A 16,423-nucleotide genomic window follows, 5' to 3' on the forward strand; every position below is an offset into this window, starting at 1 on the left:
TTTTATTTTCATTGTAAAAAATCGCGTAATATATGGTGATCTGGCCTTTACATTAATAAACTTTTAATCTATTAAGAGTTTACATCGATTTATTTATGCATTAACGGATAACATTATGCAATAATGCATAAAAACCAACTTTTTTATGAAAGTTGGTTTTTACTTATACCGTTATTTTTCCCTTTGTAAAATTTGCTGGTATTTTCGACTAACTGCAGATTGGCTAATCCCAAGCGCTTCAGCAGCCTTTATTGTCGTTTTATGTTTTTTCATTGCTAATATAATTAACTGCTCCTCTATTTCTTCCTTTGCTTGTTTCAGGGGAACAATCCCATTAATTAAAGGGAACGGCTTATGAACTGTTTCATGTGACAAAAAGTGTTCTACTAATTCAGCCGTTATTACTTCCTCATCAGCGGTTACAAATAGTCGTTCAATTAAGTTTTGTAGTTCACGGATGTTGCCAGGCCATGAATAGCTTTCTAATAAATTTAATGCTTCTGGTGAAAGGTAGCAATTTTTATCATATCTGTGGTTTAACTTTTCAAGGGTATGATAAGCTAATAACGGAATATCTTCCGGTCTCTCTCCAAGGGGCGGAACATGGATTGGAATAACATTAATCCGGTAATATAAATCCTCTCGGAAACTTCCATCTTCCACCAGCTTTTTTAAGTCTTTATTCGTCGCGGCAACAATCTGGACATCAATAGGAATTGGTGTAACACTCCCGATAGGAACAACTTCGTCCTCTTGTAATACCCTCAACAATTTCACTTGTAACGACATTGGCATATCGCCAATCTCATCAAGAAACAACAACCCGCCATTTGCCTGTTCAAAATACCCTTTTTTCCCTTGAGAATCAGCCCCGGTAAACGAGCCTTTCGTATATCCAAAGAGTTCGCTCTCCAGTAAATTCTCTGGGATAGAGCCGCAATTTATTGTTAGAAATGGCTTATCTGATCGGTTACTCTTCGTGTGTATTGCACGTGCGATTAATTCTTTCCCTACTCCCGATTCACCTTGGATTAATACAGTAGAAGAAAAGTTTGCTATCTTCTCAATTTGATTAACAACTTTTTGCATCTTTAAGCTGCCATAAATAATATCTTTTGAGGGATCCTCCTTGTTTTTTAGGCGATTCAGTTCTTGCTCATACTTTTTCGTCATTTCCTTCGTTTGTTTTAGTTCGGATCTTAGTTTCGTATTTTCTGTAATATCTCTCGAAGCCACAACTATTCTTTGTAAATCCCCTGCACTATTAAAAATAGGATTCCCTACAGCTAATATCTTTTTTCCATTTATTGTTTCTTGAACGACGGAAACCTTTTCTTTCTTCTCTAAAACTAACCTTATTACAGAAGGAGAAAAAACACCTTCATTCTCTAACTCCAAAATATTTTCACCAATCAGCTCTTTAAGGGGCCTCGGCCAAAAATCTTTGATGTAATTCTCGCTATGTCGTATAAGAGTTCCTTTGTTATCAATAACTAAAAGTTCATCATAGATGGTAGACAGAATGGCATTCATATCCCTGTTTAAATCTTTGACTGCTTCCATTTCAAGTGCCATTTCCCCCACTTTTGGAAGATCCTGCACAATAATGATAGCGCCTTCAACATTTCCCTCTGCCGACTCAATTGGACTATAATCAACCAATACGCCCATTTCATTTATAAAATGAATTTCATTTAACAGAATTGCCCCTGTCGAGAACACGTTATTCAACTTTTCCTGATTGAAAATCTGACCTGCATCGCTTCCCATTACTTCACTGCTTGCGGATTGGATCATATTTAGACCAGTTTCATTGCAATTAATAATTTTTTGATTGTGGTCAACTACAAAAACACCCATCGGTATTGAACCCAAGAGTAACTTAAGTATATTAATATTTTTCTCTTTACGAAACAAACCAATCAGCATGTCTTCTCGGGTAATATATCCCATTAATTCATCTTCATTGTTCTTAACTAAAACAATCGGGTTTCCAAGCACTTTGAATACAAACGACATGGTAATTTCCTTACCCGGCTTGAATATCTCTATATTTTTTATCGATATTGCATTGGAACGTATTTGTTCTACACATAAATCTTCGTTCTTCTTTCCTGATGTTTTCAAATCTCTTAAATCCACGTATGCACTTAATTCGTTATTCTTCGTTAAAAATACATAAGGATCCATGCGATTTGCTATTTGCTCTGAAAAACATACTTGATCAATGTCCATTGAAACTGCAAATATAGGTTTTAATTTACTAGAAATTGTCTGATTCAATATAAGCACCCCTTTTACAGATCAATTCACATTGTATCACGGTATTCGAAATAATCATAATACTATTTCTGTTTTATTCAACTAGTAAAATCGTGTCAGTATTCATTATCGCGCGGATATTATTATTTTACACAGCCTTATCTTTATCCTTTTCCATCTCCGGAAGCTTCTGTCTAAATCCTTTTGTTAAAAATATCAAATATAACACACCAAGCCCGAACCAAATACTTCCCAATATTTTAGAATAACTATCTAAGTTGAATAGGAGTACAACATTTAACAAACATCCTACTGAAGGAATAATAAAGTACTTCATAACCCCGCGAAGAGAGCGCTTTCTTTTTTTACCAAAGTATAAAACAATAACCGAAATATTTACAAAAGCAAAAGCAATTAATGCTCCAAAATTAATAAAGGAAGCAACCAAGGTTAGACTTAAGAATAAAGCTGATAAAGATAATAAACTAATCAGCAAAATATTATTGACTGGAACTTTTGTTTTCTTACTCAGTTTCCCAAAGAAACTTTTCGGAAGTTGCCCGTCCCTCCCCATGGCATATAAAACACGAGAAGCACTTGCTTGTGCTGCAGAGGCAGAACCAAATACAACAATTGCAGTTACAGCTAAAAATGCTGATTCTAAAGCGCTTCCTCCGACACGCGCCATGATTTCATAAGATGCAGCATCAGCATCTTTAAAACTATTATAGTCGGGCCAAACATTATGAGCGAGATAGGAGACAATAATAAATATTATCCCTCCGATAATAGTTACGATAAGAATGGCACGCGGTATATTTTTCTTTGGATTTTTCACTTCTTCTGAAAAAGTTGAAACGGCATCAAATCCAAGAAAGGAGAAACAAAGCAGCGCGGCTCCTGCGACTATTTGCGGAAAAGAATATCCATCGTAAATAAAATTGTTATGCAATACCGCATAATTTTATATTCTTATTCATAAACTTTTAACTATTTAGGTTATGAGCGCATAACCGTGGAGTCTGTATGTAAGGTTTCAACTTTCGCAGCTGAAACAGTAAACTACTCTCTGGTATAATTAGTGAAACCAGCAATTCATTATAGTTATGGACACGATTCCAAAACTTCAATTGAGACATTAGAGGGTTCTAATGTCTCGTTTGAAGGTGATTCCAGATCATTCGAGTGAATAGCGGGGCTCTAATCAATCGAAGGAAGCAGATTCCAGTCCGTTCGAGTAATTAGAAAGATGCTAATCGATCGAATGAAGCAGACTCCAGTCCATTCGAATGAATAGAAAGGTGCTAATCGATCGAATGAAGCAGACTCCAGTCCGTTCGGATAAATAGAGGAGTCTCATTCCCGTTTGAACAAGATTCTAGTTCACTCGGGCTGAAAAATCTTATCAACATCTGAAAACACTTACCTTGCTTGAATTCGCTACTGAAGCTGTCCGTTTATTATATTGAGCTAGTCAACTGTACTATGTAAAGTCTTCTCGGCACAGTGATGTAGAGCAATTTTATCACGCATTAACGGTCTGTAATCCCCCCACTGAATGAAGTTTCACTTTATAATCTCCCAGAGGATAAAAAAAAGAACGAACCCACTCTCCATCAACATAGGAGAGTAGATTACGTTCCCGTTATTTCTACTTATTCACTTAACCATTCGTTAATCAAATCTCGATTGTCTTCTACCCATTTTTCTGCACCAACAATCGGTTCTTCTCCAGCCTCTTCCGCTTCAGCTACATAGCTCATTAATTCCCCAATGGAATCATCATCCATTTTCCAGTTCTTTAACCATTGATTAACTTCTGGGAAATCGTCAGCGAAACCTAACCTTTTTGCGTGATGAATTTTTTCCGTTTCCCCGAACATGTTTTTAGGATCGTCTAGATATTTTAAGTCCATTTCCGAAAACACACGATGTGGGTTCCATAATGGCGCGACAATTGGGGCCTCTTCACGAATTGCTTCCTCAATTGCTGTAAGCATCGCTGGTTCGGAACTTGGTACAAGCTCAAAGTCCAACTCGTATTCTGCAATCATTTCCTCGGTAGTATCCATTGTTCCGGCACCAGGATCAAATCCAGTAATCTGATTCTCAAACAGTTCTTTGTTCTCATTTAAATCTTCAATACTATTGATATCTTCCATATATGCTGGTACAACTAATCCAACCTTAGCATTGTCATACCAAACCTCTTCTGAAAAATCGATTTGCTCTTGATATTGCTCGAGATAGTTCTTATCTTGAACCGGCAGCCAAAATTCCAAGTTGACATCCAATTCATCATTTGCGAGTGCTGCCATTTGTGTCCCCATATCTAATAAGTGAAACTCAACATCATATCCTTCTTCCTCAAGAATGACTTTCCACATATTTGTGACAGCAATGTTTTCTGCCCAACTAATTTGTCCAATATCGATCGTCTCATCCGCACTTTCTGCAGCGCTTTCTGACGATGCACCTTCTGCATCTCCATTGCCGCATGCCGCAAGAACACCTATCATCAAAAAAGTAAAGACAAATAATATTCCCCTTCTCAAACTCATGAATTAGATTGCCTCCAGTAAAATTTAAGTTTCTTCATTTTCCTTTGGTAAAAATTCAAATATTTCTCCTGAACGAATACTTGCTACTAATTTTCTTAACCAATGATAATATACTTTCGATTCATTCAACATGTCGTAATGCTCTTTCGCTTCTTCTTTTATTTCATCTGCTATTGACTCATCATTAATAATTTCTGCTAATTCCTTTTCAGCAAGTTGAACTGCATCCAAGTTCATACTTACTTCTCGCTCCCATTGTTGACAGTAGAAGGACATAAAGGTATTAAAGAAATTCTTTTCCGCTGTATAAGTATGTTTTCTTGAGCCCCTCGTATAAACACGCTTTACATAACCGATGTTCTGCAATTTACGCACACTTGTGCTCATACTTGCTTTAGTCATCCCGATTTCTTCAAGCATCTCATCCAAATTCATTTTATCTTCAAAATACATCGTGGCGTACAACCTACCGGCGGCTGGCGTCACTCCGTATAAATCCATCGTTTCTGCGATAGCACCAATGACTTGATCCTTGGCAAAGTCCAATTTTTCTCTCGCTTCTTTATCATTTAAGCTTCCCAATGACTTACTCTCCTTGCCTATTGTTCATTTTGTTAAATTTTTTCTTAACAAACTTAATACTACTCTTTCTAAAATAAATGTCAAGTGGATGAAAACATGCCAAACCGCTTCGTTACCTATATATATTAATTTATAAAACTATTTTTTCCTAGCATACATGTGTTAAAAAATGACTAAATCTCTTTGACACACACTTTTTTATGTGTTAGATTAAATTTGTTCAAAACGTTAAATTTTTTCTTAACAAACTTAACAACAAAGCAACGTAACAAAATGAGGAGGTTTCGGTATTGGACATAAAAAAACAATACATAAATGGCCAGTGGGTTGAAGCAATCTCCGGAAATACAAGAGATATTATTAATCCGTATAACCAAGAGGTCATTGCGGTTGTTGCTGATGGAAACGCACAGGATTCCGAAAAAGCAATCGCTGCAGCAAGAGAAGCTTTCGATCAAGGCGATTGGCCGAATACGCCAGCTACAGAACGTGCCAAGATCGTTAAAAAAATCGCGGACCTGATTGACCGTGATCAAGAAGAACTTGCAAAACTTGAATCATTAGATACCGGAAAAACACTAGAAGAAAGCCGGTGGGATATGGAAGATATTGCCGGTGTCTTCCGTTACTATGCCGAGCTTGCCGATAAAGATGGAGGCGAAATAATAAACTCTCCCATCCCGAATTCGATCAGCAAAGTAGTGAAAGAACCTGTTGGTGTCTGTGGGCAAATTACTCCTTGGAATTACCCACTACTTCAAGCTTCTTGGAAACTAGCTCCAGCTCTCGTCACTGGAAACACACTCATCATCAAGCCGAGTGAAATTACGCCACTTACACATATTAAAATCTTTGAATTAATCGAAGAATCCGGTGTACCTAAAGGTGTTGCCAACCTTGTACTTGGCCCTGGAAACACAGTTGGCGCAGAGCTTTCGAGTCACAAAAATGTAGATTTAATTTCCTTTACCGGCGGAATCGAAACAGGAAAAACGATTATGCAGGCTGCAAGTCACAACATGAAAAAAATCGCACTCGAACTCGGTGGCAAGAACCCGAATGTTATTTTTGCCGATGCCAATTTAGAAGTAGCAATCGATCAAGCCTTAAACGCTGTATATTTTCATGCTGGACAAATCTGTTCAGCCGGAACGAGAATCATCGTCGAGGAAAGCATCCATGATACATTTGTCGACGCACTGACCCAGCGAGTGAAAAAGATTAAACTCGGTAATGGCTTTGATGAAACAACACAGATGGGACCACTTATTTCTGAAGAGCATTTAAAAAAGGTCGAAAGGTATGTTGAAAAAGGAATTAAAGAAGGAGCAACTGTCGCAGTCGGAGGCAAACGTCCAGATGATGCAGAACTCCAAAATGGTTTTTTCTATCTGCCTACCATTTTGACGAATTGCACGACCGACATGAGTGTTGTTCAAGACGAAGCTTTCGGTCCTGTAATTACAGTGGAGAAATTCAAAACCGAAGAAGAAGCGATCAAACTAGCAAATGATTCCATTTACGGACTATCCGGCGGTGTATGGACAAAAGATATCGTAAAAGCAGAACGCTGTGTTGCAAAAATGCGCATGGGTACCGTATGGATTAATGATTTTAATATCTACTTCCCACACGCTCCATGGGGAGGCTATAAGCAATCTGGAACTGGCCGCGAACTAGGAGGCATGGGACTGGAAGAATACCAAGAAACAAAACATATATTCCATAATTTGAAACCGGAAACAATGAACTGGTTTTAATATCAAAAGCGGAGGCGCCCTTGCAGGCTCAGTTCGCGATTCGTTTCGCGGGCGCCTGGGACAGCGCCGCATTGCTCGTCCCATCAAAAGATCTGCTAGTTGCTTGGCGCAGAGTGGACGCGGCTGATGCAGTAAATACAAATAATCTACAGCCATGAAATCTTATAAATGTCTAAACACTTAAAAGTACTTAGGAGGTATTTATTAATGAGTTTAAATATGAAAGTTGAACAAATGTATAATTTTCACCAATTCGAACTACCAACAGCGATTAAACACGGGATTGGATCTATCAAGCATATTGGAGAAGAAGTTAAAAACCTTGGCGTTACAAAAGCACTATTAGTTACCGACCCGGGAATCTATGAAGCTGGTGTAACAAAGCCAATTGAGAACTATTTAAAAGAAGCTGGAATCGAGATTTCTTTATTTAATAAAGTAGAACCAAACCCGCCGGTACGTCTTATTGCAGAAGGAAGCAAACAATACAAAGAAGATAACTGTGATGGGCTTGTTGCTGTAGGAGGAGGAAGCTCCATGGACACAGCAAAAGCAATTGGTGTTGAAATAGCTCATAATGCTTCCGTTTTAGAGTATGAAGCAGCGGAAGGCAAAAAGCCGCTTGAGAACCGAATTCCAGCACTAACAACAATCCCTACCACCGCTGGAACTGGTTCAGAAGTAACACAATGGGCAGTGATTACAGATGAGGAACGTGAATTCAAATTTAACACAGGCGGACCACTCATCGCAGCACACTTAACGATTATAGATCCAGAGTTACATGTTTCCATGCCTCCACACGTGACGGCAATGACAGGTATTGACGCCCTTGCACATGCAATCGAATGCTACACGATGCACTACGCACAACCGGTTACAGATGCAGTCGCACTCCTTGCTATCGAATATGTTGGAAAATACATTCGTCGTGCTTACGCAGATGGCGGTGACATTGAAGCAAGATACGGAATGGCTCAAGCTGCCATGCTTGCAGGTTTATCTTACGGAAGTGAATCAGCAGGAGCAGCGCACGCAATGTCTCAAACACTCGGTGGTATTATCCCGGTTGCACATGGTCAGTGTGTTGCAACGATGATGGGCCCTGTCATGGAATATAACTGGAAAGGTCATCCAGCTAAATTTGCTCGAATCGCACAAGCGCTCGGCGTGAATACATTCAATATGACAACAGACGAAGCAGCAAAAGCAGCGGTTAATGAAGTTTATAAACTTGCAGAAGACTTGGATATTCCAAATTTAGAAGAACAAGGTGTATCCCCTGACATGATTGATAGGCTTGCAAAAGAAGCAATGAAAGATCCACAAACAGTAGGTAACCCACGCGACTTGACGGAAGAAGATTATAAGTGGATTTACAAACGTTGCTTTAACTTGGTTCCTAAAACTCTCTAATTTTATTTCAGGCAGCAAAACAGCTCCGGTCATTATTATAATGAACGGAGCTATTTTTATTTAGACTGCGGGACAGGTTCGTTATCCGATTACGTCAACAGTACAGTCATAGAGGAGGTACTCTGAATATACCCTTAGTAAATGACCAGAACAAATTCGCTAATACAAAAGAGAAACTACAAACACCTAACAATCACGCTGTATATAATAGTAATATAGAGTTCTTAAATTTGCATCATTTCATACGAAAAACTATCTCCGTTTTTTCTTTTTAAATGTCTTAAATAGGAAATAAACGAGTATTGCTATTACAGCATAAACCAGAAAGAATACTATAAATCCCCACAACCCCATCACTGCATCAGCAAATTCCATATTCCCCCTGTTCGTAATTGCTTGCTGCAGTTCGATAGCAAAGACAAGGACAACCATTACCGTAAACGTATAAACAAAGGAAAGAATAGTCGTACTCCATTTCATCTTTTCAATAATTTTAAAGAAGAAATGCACCATGAAGAATGTAACCATTCCAATAATACCAATTATCCAGAAATGAAGCTGTTTATCTGTCATATGTAAACCGAACATATCGGTCAATAGATCATGGATGTCATTCACTATTTCTGCCAATGTAATAATTATTTCTTTCACTGGAAGCCTCCTAAAACTGCTTTGGATGAATAAAAGAATAGCTTTAGTTTACTATAAATCTATGATAATAAACATAGGGAAGGTTCTGTATTGTTTCAATGTTGCAAGGTAAAAGAACGGGTACCTGTGCCCTCCCACCTTAAAACATTACTTTTTCTGATTTTTATTTAGAATCGTACGTAACTCTTTAATATCCTCTTCAGACAAAGATTCCTCTTCCATAAACTGAACGAGCATGGATTTTACCGTTCCACCATAAATCCGTTTAATAAAGGATTTTGCCTCGGCACGCTGACATTCTTCCTGAGAGTATTTGGGATAGAAGGTATAGATCTTTTGATTTTTATTAATACCAACTACTTCTTTTTGTGCGAGGCGATCAAGAAGTGTGCGTACGGTTTTAGGCTTCCAGTCTGTTTTTTCCTGTAAAGAAGAAATTACTTCATTCGCTGTTTGCGGGGCTTTTTCCCAAAGAACGTTCATAACTTCCCATTCCGCTTCGGATATATTAGGTATATGTTTAGACACTGTTACCGACCTCCCGATTATATTTGCTGAAAAACATTTCACTTAGACACAATTTCATTCATCCTTAAAGATGCCTTTATCGTTTAAAATAGATAATGTAATATCTGCAGCTTTACTTCCAGACACATCGGTATCATTCTGTATATTTGTTGCAAAAAAGTATATGTTTGCTCCATTTTCTACGTAACCAATAAACCAGCCGTTAATATTTTCACCATTAACCATACCGGTACCGGTTTTCCCAGATAAATGGAAATCGTCTAATTCCTTAATTCGCAACGAATCTTTAACGGCTTGCACATTCTTCTCTTCAAAGCCAAATTCATTGAAATAAAATGCTTTTAACAATTGCACCTGTTCAACTGGAGATATTTTTAAGGATGACTCCATCCAATAACGCTCTTTTCCAGCAGAAACGTCGTAATTGCCATAATGAATTCCTTTTAAATTTTCTTGGATCTTATCAAGTGACATTGATTTATCTAATTCCTGAAAATACCAGTTTACCGAATTCGCCATTGCTGTATATAAATTATGATCTCTATTCCAGGAATCAAAAGGATAATTCTCACCATCCCATTTGATAGTGGAGTTTTCACTTGTTATCGTATTTGCCTCCATACCAAATAATGCACTATAAATTTTGTAAGTTGAATTCGGTGAAACCCTTAATGTACTTTGATTTTTATTATAAATCCTATAACTATCAGCCTGTGCATCATATAATACAAAACTACCTTCATCATCCTTGAAATACGTACTAAGATCCTCGTAAGTCACGCGCTCATGATTAAATTTGTATTGATCATTGCCACTTGCCATAGCGGAAACAAATGGTAATTGACAAGATAAGATTATCCCAACCATGAGAAAAATGAGTATACTTTTTAGTTTCAGCAGCTTAGATTCTTGTGTGAAACCGGCAATATTGATGATACGTTTCTTAATATGCTTCTTTGAACCATTCAAGTGGTTTGCCAAAGCAAGGTTTTTTAATTTTGACGTTTTCCCAGCAAAATTTAAGATGGTATTTCCGTAATCGACAGCACAATCCCCACCCATTGAATTTAACACCGCAGTGTCACAAGCAATCTCGCGATCCAACCTCATTTCTCTTAAAGAAAACCAAACTAGTGGATGATACCAGTATAGAATTTGGAAAATAATAACAAAGTAATTGGTCAGGACATCTTTGTTTTTTAAATGATGTAATTCGTGCAGCAGAATATATTTGATCTCTTCCGTAGTAAGCCATTGATCTAAATTTGTTGGTAATACGATATAGGGCTTAAATAAACCAAAAGCCAGCGGAGACTTTATTACTGGCGACTCTCTTACGCTTACATTAAAGGTAAAAGGCTTAGTTAGCTTTAATTGCTGCTTACATTGTTCAAATAGCAATAGCAATTCTTTATTTTGGATGAGCTGTGTTGTTTTTTTGATAGTTTTTAGCTTATACCAGGATTTTATGGTCAAGATGCCCATAAATAGCATTCCTGCCATCCACAAACTTACAAAGAAATTGATTAAGAAATCAGGGCTTGAACGATTGACGGATACTGAAAAATCCTTCATCCAATTTTCACGTTCTCCTTCCACTTCTCCTGAATCAATAGTGTAACGATTTTCGTTACTCTCAATGGAATCCAGAGCAATAAAATGACCATCAAAAGGAAGGAGCTCTTCCGGTAAAAATGGAATAGCCAACGCAAATAATAACAAAAACCATAGATTATAATGCCATTTTGCTGATAGCTGTTTCTGGAATATCTTTTTAATCAGCAAAATTACTATAATTGTAAAGGTAGGTAAGAGTAAACTGATTACAAAATTAGTAAAAAACATAGCTTTCGACCTCAATTCTGTCGGTTACCAGTAAATTTATCACGTATTAACGCTCTGTAATACCCCCACCTCTAAACAAGAGGGAAAACCAAAACCTGATTCTGTTCAACTAACATTCAGTTGGGGAGGTAAGGAAACCCCCACTGAATGAAGTTTCACTTTATCAAGTATATGGGAAACATGTCTACTTACCATGTCTATCTCAATATTACAATTGTAATATAACATGCTAGCATGGTTTGTTCAATACAAAAAATATAAAAAAAGTAATTGACAATCATAGACTACAAATGTAATATTGTATTACGCTTGTAGTCTACAAGTTAAATTTTTAGGGAGGGTTTATTTTGAAGAAGATATTCAATACTAGAAAGTTCATACTAGCAATTTGCTTTATGGCAGTCATTGGATTGATTGGATGTACAAAAGAAAAGGATTCGAGCGAGTCCGTATCTAACTCAAGTAACGAAGAATCCAATCAGACGATAGACAACCATTTCGCCCAATTAGAGAAAGAGTTTGATGCTAAACTTGGTGTTTATGCGATTGACACTGGTTCTGGAAAAATAATTGATTATCAAGCTGATGAACGATTCGCCTTTACCTCTACGGTAAAAGCATTAGCAGTTGGAGCGGTTCTACAACAGAACACAATGGAAGAATTAAACGAAACGGTTACTTATACGAAAGATGATTTGGTCACCTATTCCCCGATTACAGAGAAACATGTAGATTCTGGAATGACCTTATTGGAATTAAGCGAAGCAGCTATTCGTTACAGCGATAATACTGCGGGTAATTTATTATTTAATGAATTAGGTGGTCCGGATGGTTTGGAGAAAGCAATGAGGGATATAGGAGATACCGTTTTACATTCTAATCGGACAGAACCAAATTTAAATGAAGCTCAACCAGGAGACATTCGTGACACAAGCACTCCAAAGGCACTTGCTACAAGCTTGCAAGCTTTCGCGCTTGATGATCATTTACTATATAAGCCCAAGCAAGATATGCTATTAGAGTGGCTTCAAACGAATACTACCGGGGACACATTAATCCGCGCCGGCGTGCCTGAAGAATGGACAGTTGGCGATAAAAGCGGCGCAGGTGGTTACGGAACACGAAATGATATTGGGATTGTGTGGCCACCTGATCAAGAACCTATTGTCATTGCAATTCTTTCAAGCCGTGATACAGAAGACGCATCATATAATGATGATTTGATAAAACAAGCAACCGAAATAACAGTAGATGCGCTTAAATAGTCTTTTTATAAGTTATCGAAATAACTGAAAACTGATAACTAAAGAAATGCGGACCCCACTCTACTATACTAGTACTTAAAATAAACAAGTACATTCAATCAAAGGAATGGACTTGTTTATTTTATGATTCTTCCGCAAGTTTTTCAACATATAAATTAAATTCCTTATCATAACTCTTACGCTTTGTTCTTTAATACACTTCGATCTATTTCTTGGCTATTATACAATCCCAATTTAGTGTGTCTAATTTTAGTCTAACATCGCCTTTATCCCAATAATTCAACTATTAACTCTTTTAAGGGATCCCTTTACTAAATATACAAATGCCCGATATAGGTAGTATATACCAATCCTTTTAACTCTTAATCATTGTTTCTCTATCTTTATTTTTAAGTTAAAGCGCTGATCTGGTTGGTTGAAGTAAAAATAACAATTCGTAGTATTTTCTATTACATTTGTCGTAGAAATGCTTAAATTTATATCAACATAAGATAGAGATTAACCAAACTTAGATAATTCAAATGGAAGGGGAAATAGAAAAAATGAAAAATGATAAAACAGCTAATGGGAAGGATAAGAGGGTTACAAATAAAGCCTCTAGGAGAAATGGTTTTTTCACGAAAAATTTACAACGTCAAATTATCATTCCCTTTTTAATTCTACTGATTTTAGCTGTAGGAGCGGTGGCTTTTGTAAGCTATCAATCTAGTGCAAGGAATACAACGGAGGAACTTACGAAAAACGTAGAAAACCAGATGACCGGGATGAATGATACGTTTGAAATCTTCTTTAAAAATATAATTAATACAATAGACCGCTTTACTTCCAGTGAACTTCTTTCCAACTATGACAATGATAATAAAGAGCAGATTTTGGAAGACTTAGCTGCAATGAAAGATTCGGATGATACCATTTTCGGTATTTATATTGGTATTGAGGAAACAGAAGAGTATATTGGTGTTGAGGAAACAGCAGAGATAATCGATCCTCATGATGACTCAGATTCAAGTTACAATCCTACCGAGCGACCATGGTATCAAGATGCTGTAGAGGCAGAAGGAGAAACAATCTGGACAGAACCTTATAAATCGGATGGCTCAGATTATACGGTAGTCACTGCAGCTCGTGCTTACTATGATACGAGCGGACTTGTTGGTGTGTTTGCCCTCGATGTATCTGTTGATACACTGTTAGAAATGGTTAACGACATAAAAATCGGTGATTCTGGCTATGCATTAGTGTTAGATCGTGCTGGCAAATACATCACACATCCAGATGAACAATATATTGGAGAAGATGGGTCCCAGAGTGAGTTCTATCAAGCAATCGAAAAAGTTGGGGACCAGGGGATTGTTGACTATCAATTCGAGGGGAAAGACAAGATCATGGCGTTCACAAAAAATCCAACTACAGGATGGATTCTTGGTGGTACGGTTTATGTGGATGAGTTCCGAGAAAAGGCGCGAACTATTTTAATTCCAATTGCCATCACCTTAAGTCTAGCACTGATTGTAGCAATCACCGTATCGTTTTTCACCACAAAAAGAATTACGACTCGAATTCAAATGGTCATGGATAGAATGAAGGAAATTGCAAATGGGGATTTAAGCAAAGAACCAATTGAAGTGAAATTAGAGGATGAAATTGGACAACTAAGTGTTGCGACAAATGAAATGAATAAAAATATGCGCAATCTACTACATCAGATTAACACCGTGTCTGAAACCGTAGCAAACCAAAGTGAAGAGCTAACCCAATCTTCAAATGAAGTAATGACTGGGACGGAACAAGTAGCATCAACCATGCAAGAAATCGCAGCAGGTTCCGAATCTCAAGCAAATAATGCAAGTGAGCTTTCTTCCAAGATGAATGTATTTACTACAAAAGTGCAAGAGACAAGTGAAAATAGTGAACACATCCAACAATCTTCAGATGAGGTTTTACAAATGACCGACGAAGGAGCCGAGTTAATGAAATCCTCTACTGAGCAAATGGCTGTTATTGACAAAATTGTCCATCATGCGGTTAGAAAAGTAGAGGGATTAGACACGCACGCGCAAGAGATTTCAGAGTTGGTTTCAGTTATTCAAGATATTGCTGATCAAACAAATTTACTAGCACTAAACGCAGCTATCGAGGCTGCCCGAGCCGGTGAACAAGGAAAAGGATTCGCTGTTGTTGCCGATGAAGTGAGAAAGCTTGCTGAACAATCTTCTAACTCTGTAACAAACATTACAGATATTGTAAATAGCATTCAAAATGAATCTAGTATGGTCGTCACCTCCTTGAAAGAAGGATATACAGACGTAGTGCAAGGCACGGAGCAAATAAAAACGACTGGTGAAACATTCGAGAAGATTCGTACAGCAGTTGTGGATATGGGAAATAAAATTAACGTTGCATCTGAAAACCTTATGGACATCGCAGCAAATAACCAAGCGATGAATACATCCATCCAAGAAATTGCAGCTATCTCAGAAGAATCAGCAGCAGGTGTAGAGCAAACTTCTGCATCAACCCAGCAAACAAGCTCTGCGATGGAAGAGGTTACCGCTAGTTCGGATGAGCTTGCAAAGTTAGCAGAAGAATTAAACCGGTTAGTAAATGAATTTAAATTATAGACATTTATTTCAATCCACGCTCCCCATACAGGGAGCGACATCATCTATGCAGCGGCGAATTCCGACCATGAAGTATTTCAATCCACGCTCCCCATACAGGGAGCGACTAGACGGCAAAATCAAAAGCTTAGGAGACGGATTATTTCAATCCACGCTCCCCATACAGGGAGCGACTTTGATTCACCTCCCTAAAATGTCCTTGCATTAATTTCAATCCACGCTCCCCATACAGGGAGCGACGGCTTACAAGCGCCCATAGGACCATGAGGTGTGATTTCAATCCACGCTCCCCATACAGGGAGCGACCGATTGTTCCACCAATTTTTGTACCATCTGTCCGATTTCAATCCACGCTCCCCATACAGGGAGCGACTACTTAATCCTGACTAATTCCTTATAATTGTCTGATTTCAATCCACGCTCCCCATACAGGGAGCGACCGGTCATTGCTGGTACTGTGGAGAAGTTTTAAAATTTCAATCCACGCTCCCCATACAGGGAGCGACGATCTATCACACTAGCGACGGTAGAAATATAGAATTTCAATCCACGCTCCCCATACAGGGAGCGACCTTTGTTTGACATATGATTGTGATTATCTTCGAATTTCAATCCACGCTCCCCATACAGGGAGCGACGGGCCTGCTTTTAATCTCTGCTCGTGCCATGTTTATTTCAATCCACGCTCCCCATACAGGGAGCGACTTGAGCGATTTAAAGATATGGAGGGATGACGATGATTTCAATCCACGCTCCCCATACAGGGAGCGACTTGTGGTAATTGTACCATTCAGATTCAATTTTTTTATTTCAATCCACGCTCCCCATACAGGGAGCGACCGTAAACTCACTACCTGAACCGGCAGATAAAAGTATTTCAATCCACGCTCCCCATACAGGGAGCGACGTTGATTTTCATATGACCCCCACCC

At 38.1% G+C, this 16,423-nt stretch carries 11 protein-coding genes and 1 CRISPR repeat array (1 of these 12 cut by a window edge); of the genes, 4 read left to right on the top strand and 7 right to left on the bottom strand.

Annotation, left to right across the window (positions count from 1 at the left end; all coding sequences use genetic code 11):
- Positions 1 to 171 precede the first annotated feature (171 nt).
- The 4 genes from WKU33_RS07550 to cudC all read right to left on the bottom strand — a co-directional run bounded on the left by WKU33_RS07550 (position 172) and on the right by cudC (position 5,405).
- A complete protein-coding gene (locus WKU33_RS07550) occupies positions 172 to 2,235 on the bottom strand; it encodes a sigma 54-interacting transcriptional regulator (protein ID WP_188857745.1) in 2,064 nt (687 codons plus the stop codon).
- Positions 2,236 to 2,410: 175 nt separating this feature from the next.
- Entirely contained in the window at positions 2,411 to 3,214 is an 804-nt protein-coding gene (locus WKU33_RS07555) for an APC family permease (protein WP_188857717.1), read from the bottom strand.
- A gap of 703 nt (positions 3,215 to 3,917) precedes the next feature.
- Positions 3,918 to 4,823, bottom strand: coding sequence for a glycine betaine ABC transporter substrate-binding protein (locus WKU33_RS07560; protein ID WP_156855150.1), 906 nt, complete (start codon positions 4,821 to 4,823; stop codon positions 3,918 to 3,920).
- A gap of 24 nt (positions 4,824 to 4,847) precedes the next feature.
- Positions 4,848 to 5,405 carry a choline uptake/conversion transcriptional regulator CudC gene (gene cudC / locus WKU33_RS07565; protein ID WP_156855152.1) on the bottom strand — a complete coding sequence of 186 codons (558 nt, stop codon included), beginning with the start codon at positions 5,403 to 5,405 and terminating at the stop codon, positions 4,848 to 4,850.
- Positions 5,406 to 5,695: 290 nt separating this feature from the next.
- Here cudC and betB point away from each other — a divergent pair, with 290 nt between their 5' ends.
- Together betB and WKU33_RS07575 are read left to right on the top strand one after the other, a co-directional pair.
- Complete coding sequence (gene betB, locus WKU33_RS07570; protein WP_340453969.1) at positions 5,696 to 7,165, top strand: betaine-aldehyde dehydrogenase; 1,470 nt, start codon at positions 5,696 to 5,698, stop codon at positions 7,163 to 7,165.
- A 207-nt stretch (positions 7,166 to 7,372) separates the two neighbouring features.
- On the top strand, positions 7,373 to 8,581 hold the full coding sequence (locus WKU33_RS07575; protein ID WP_188857709.1) for an iron-containing alcohol dehydrogenase: 1,209 nt from the start codon (positions 7,373 to 7,375) through the stop codon (positions 8,579 to 8,581).
- A 252-nt stretch (positions 8,582 to 8,833) separates the two neighbouring features.
- Here WKU33_RS07575 and WKU33_RS07580 read toward each other — a convergent pair whose 3' ends face one another.
- From WKU33_RS07580 to WKU33_RS07590, 3 genes are all read right to left on the bottom strand, one after another.
- Positions 8,834 to 9,232 carry a hypothetical protein gene (locus WKU33_RS07580; protein ID WP_188857707.1) on the bottom strand — a complete coding sequence of 133 codons (399 nt, stop codon included), beginning with the start codon at positions 9,230 to 9,232 and terminating at the stop codon, positions 8,834 to 8,836.
- Between the two features lie 147 nt (positions 9,233 to 9,379).
- Positions 9,380 to 9,760, bottom strand: coding sequence for a penicillinase repressor BlaI (gene blaI / locus WKU33_RS07585; RefSeq protein WP_156855162.1), 381 nt, complete (start codon positions 9,758 to 9,760; stop codon positions 9,380 to 9,382).
- Positions 9,761 to 9,814: 54 nt separating this feature from the next.
- Positions 9,815 to 11,605: a BlaR1 family beta-lactam sensor/signal transducer gene (locus WKU33_RS07590; protein WP_188857704.1), complete on the bottom strand. Its 1,791-nt coding sequence runs from the start codon at positions 11,603 to 11,605 to the stop codon at positions 9,815 to 9,817.
- Positions 11,606 to 12,000: 395 nt separating this feature from the next.
- Between WKU33_RS07590 and bla the strand changes: the two genes are divergently transcribed.
- Positions 12,001 to 12,870 carry a class A beta-lactamase gene (bla, locus tag WKU33_RS07595; protein ID WP_340454012.1) on the top strand — a complete coding sequence of 290 codons (870 nt, stop codon included), beginning with the start codon at positions 12,001 to 12,003 and terminating at the stop codon, positions 12,868 to 12,870.
- 542 nt (positions 12,871 to 13,412) lie between these two features.
- On the top strand, positions 13,413 to 15,491 hold the full coding sequence (locus tag WKU33_RS07600) for a methyl-accepting chemotaxis protein (RefSeq protein ID WP_340453974.1): 2,079 nt from the start codon (positions 13,413 to 13,415) through the stop codon (positions 15,489 to 15,491).
- 6 nt (positions 15,492 to 15,497) lie between these two features.
- Positions 15,498 to 16,423: a CRISPR direct-repeat array (repeat unit 33 nt; unit sequence ATTTCAATCCACGCTCCCCATACAGGGAGCGAC); it runs 1,800 nt beyond the window's last position.

The organism is Oceanobacillus sp. HCA-5259 (assembly GCF_037892815.1).
Classification (GTDB): Bacteria; Bacillota; Bacilli; order Bacillales; family Amphibacillaceae; genus Oceanobacillus; species Oceanobacillus indicireducens.

What these genes read in the sequence shown, in the direction of transcription:
- WKU33_RS07550 (WP_188857745.1), bottom strand. Translation starts at nt 2,235, where the DNA reads ATGGACATTGATCAAGTATGTTTTTCAGAGCAAATAGCAAATCGCATG.
- bla (WP_340454012.1), top strand. Translation starts at nt 12,001, where the DNA reads ATGGCAGTCATTGGATTGATTGGATGTACAAAAGAAAAGGATTCGAGC.
- WKU33_RS07600 (WP_340453974.1), top strand. Translation starts at nt 13,413, where the DNA reads ATGAAAAATGATAAAACAGCTAATGGGAAGGATAAGAGGGTTACAAAT.
- WKU33_RS07575 (WP_188857709.1), top strand. Translation starts at nt 7,373, where the DNA reads ATGAGTTTAAATATGAAAGTTGAACAAATGTATAATTTTCACCAATTC.
- WKU33_RS07590 (WP_188857704.1), bottom strand. Translation starts at nt 11,605, where the DNA reads ATGTTTTTTACTAATTTTGTAATCAGTTTACTCTTACCTACCTTTACA.
- WKU33_RS07560 (WP_156855150.1), bottom strand. Translation starts at nt 4,823, where the DNA reads ATGAGTTTGAGAAGGGGAATATTATTTGTCTTTACTTTTTTGATGATA.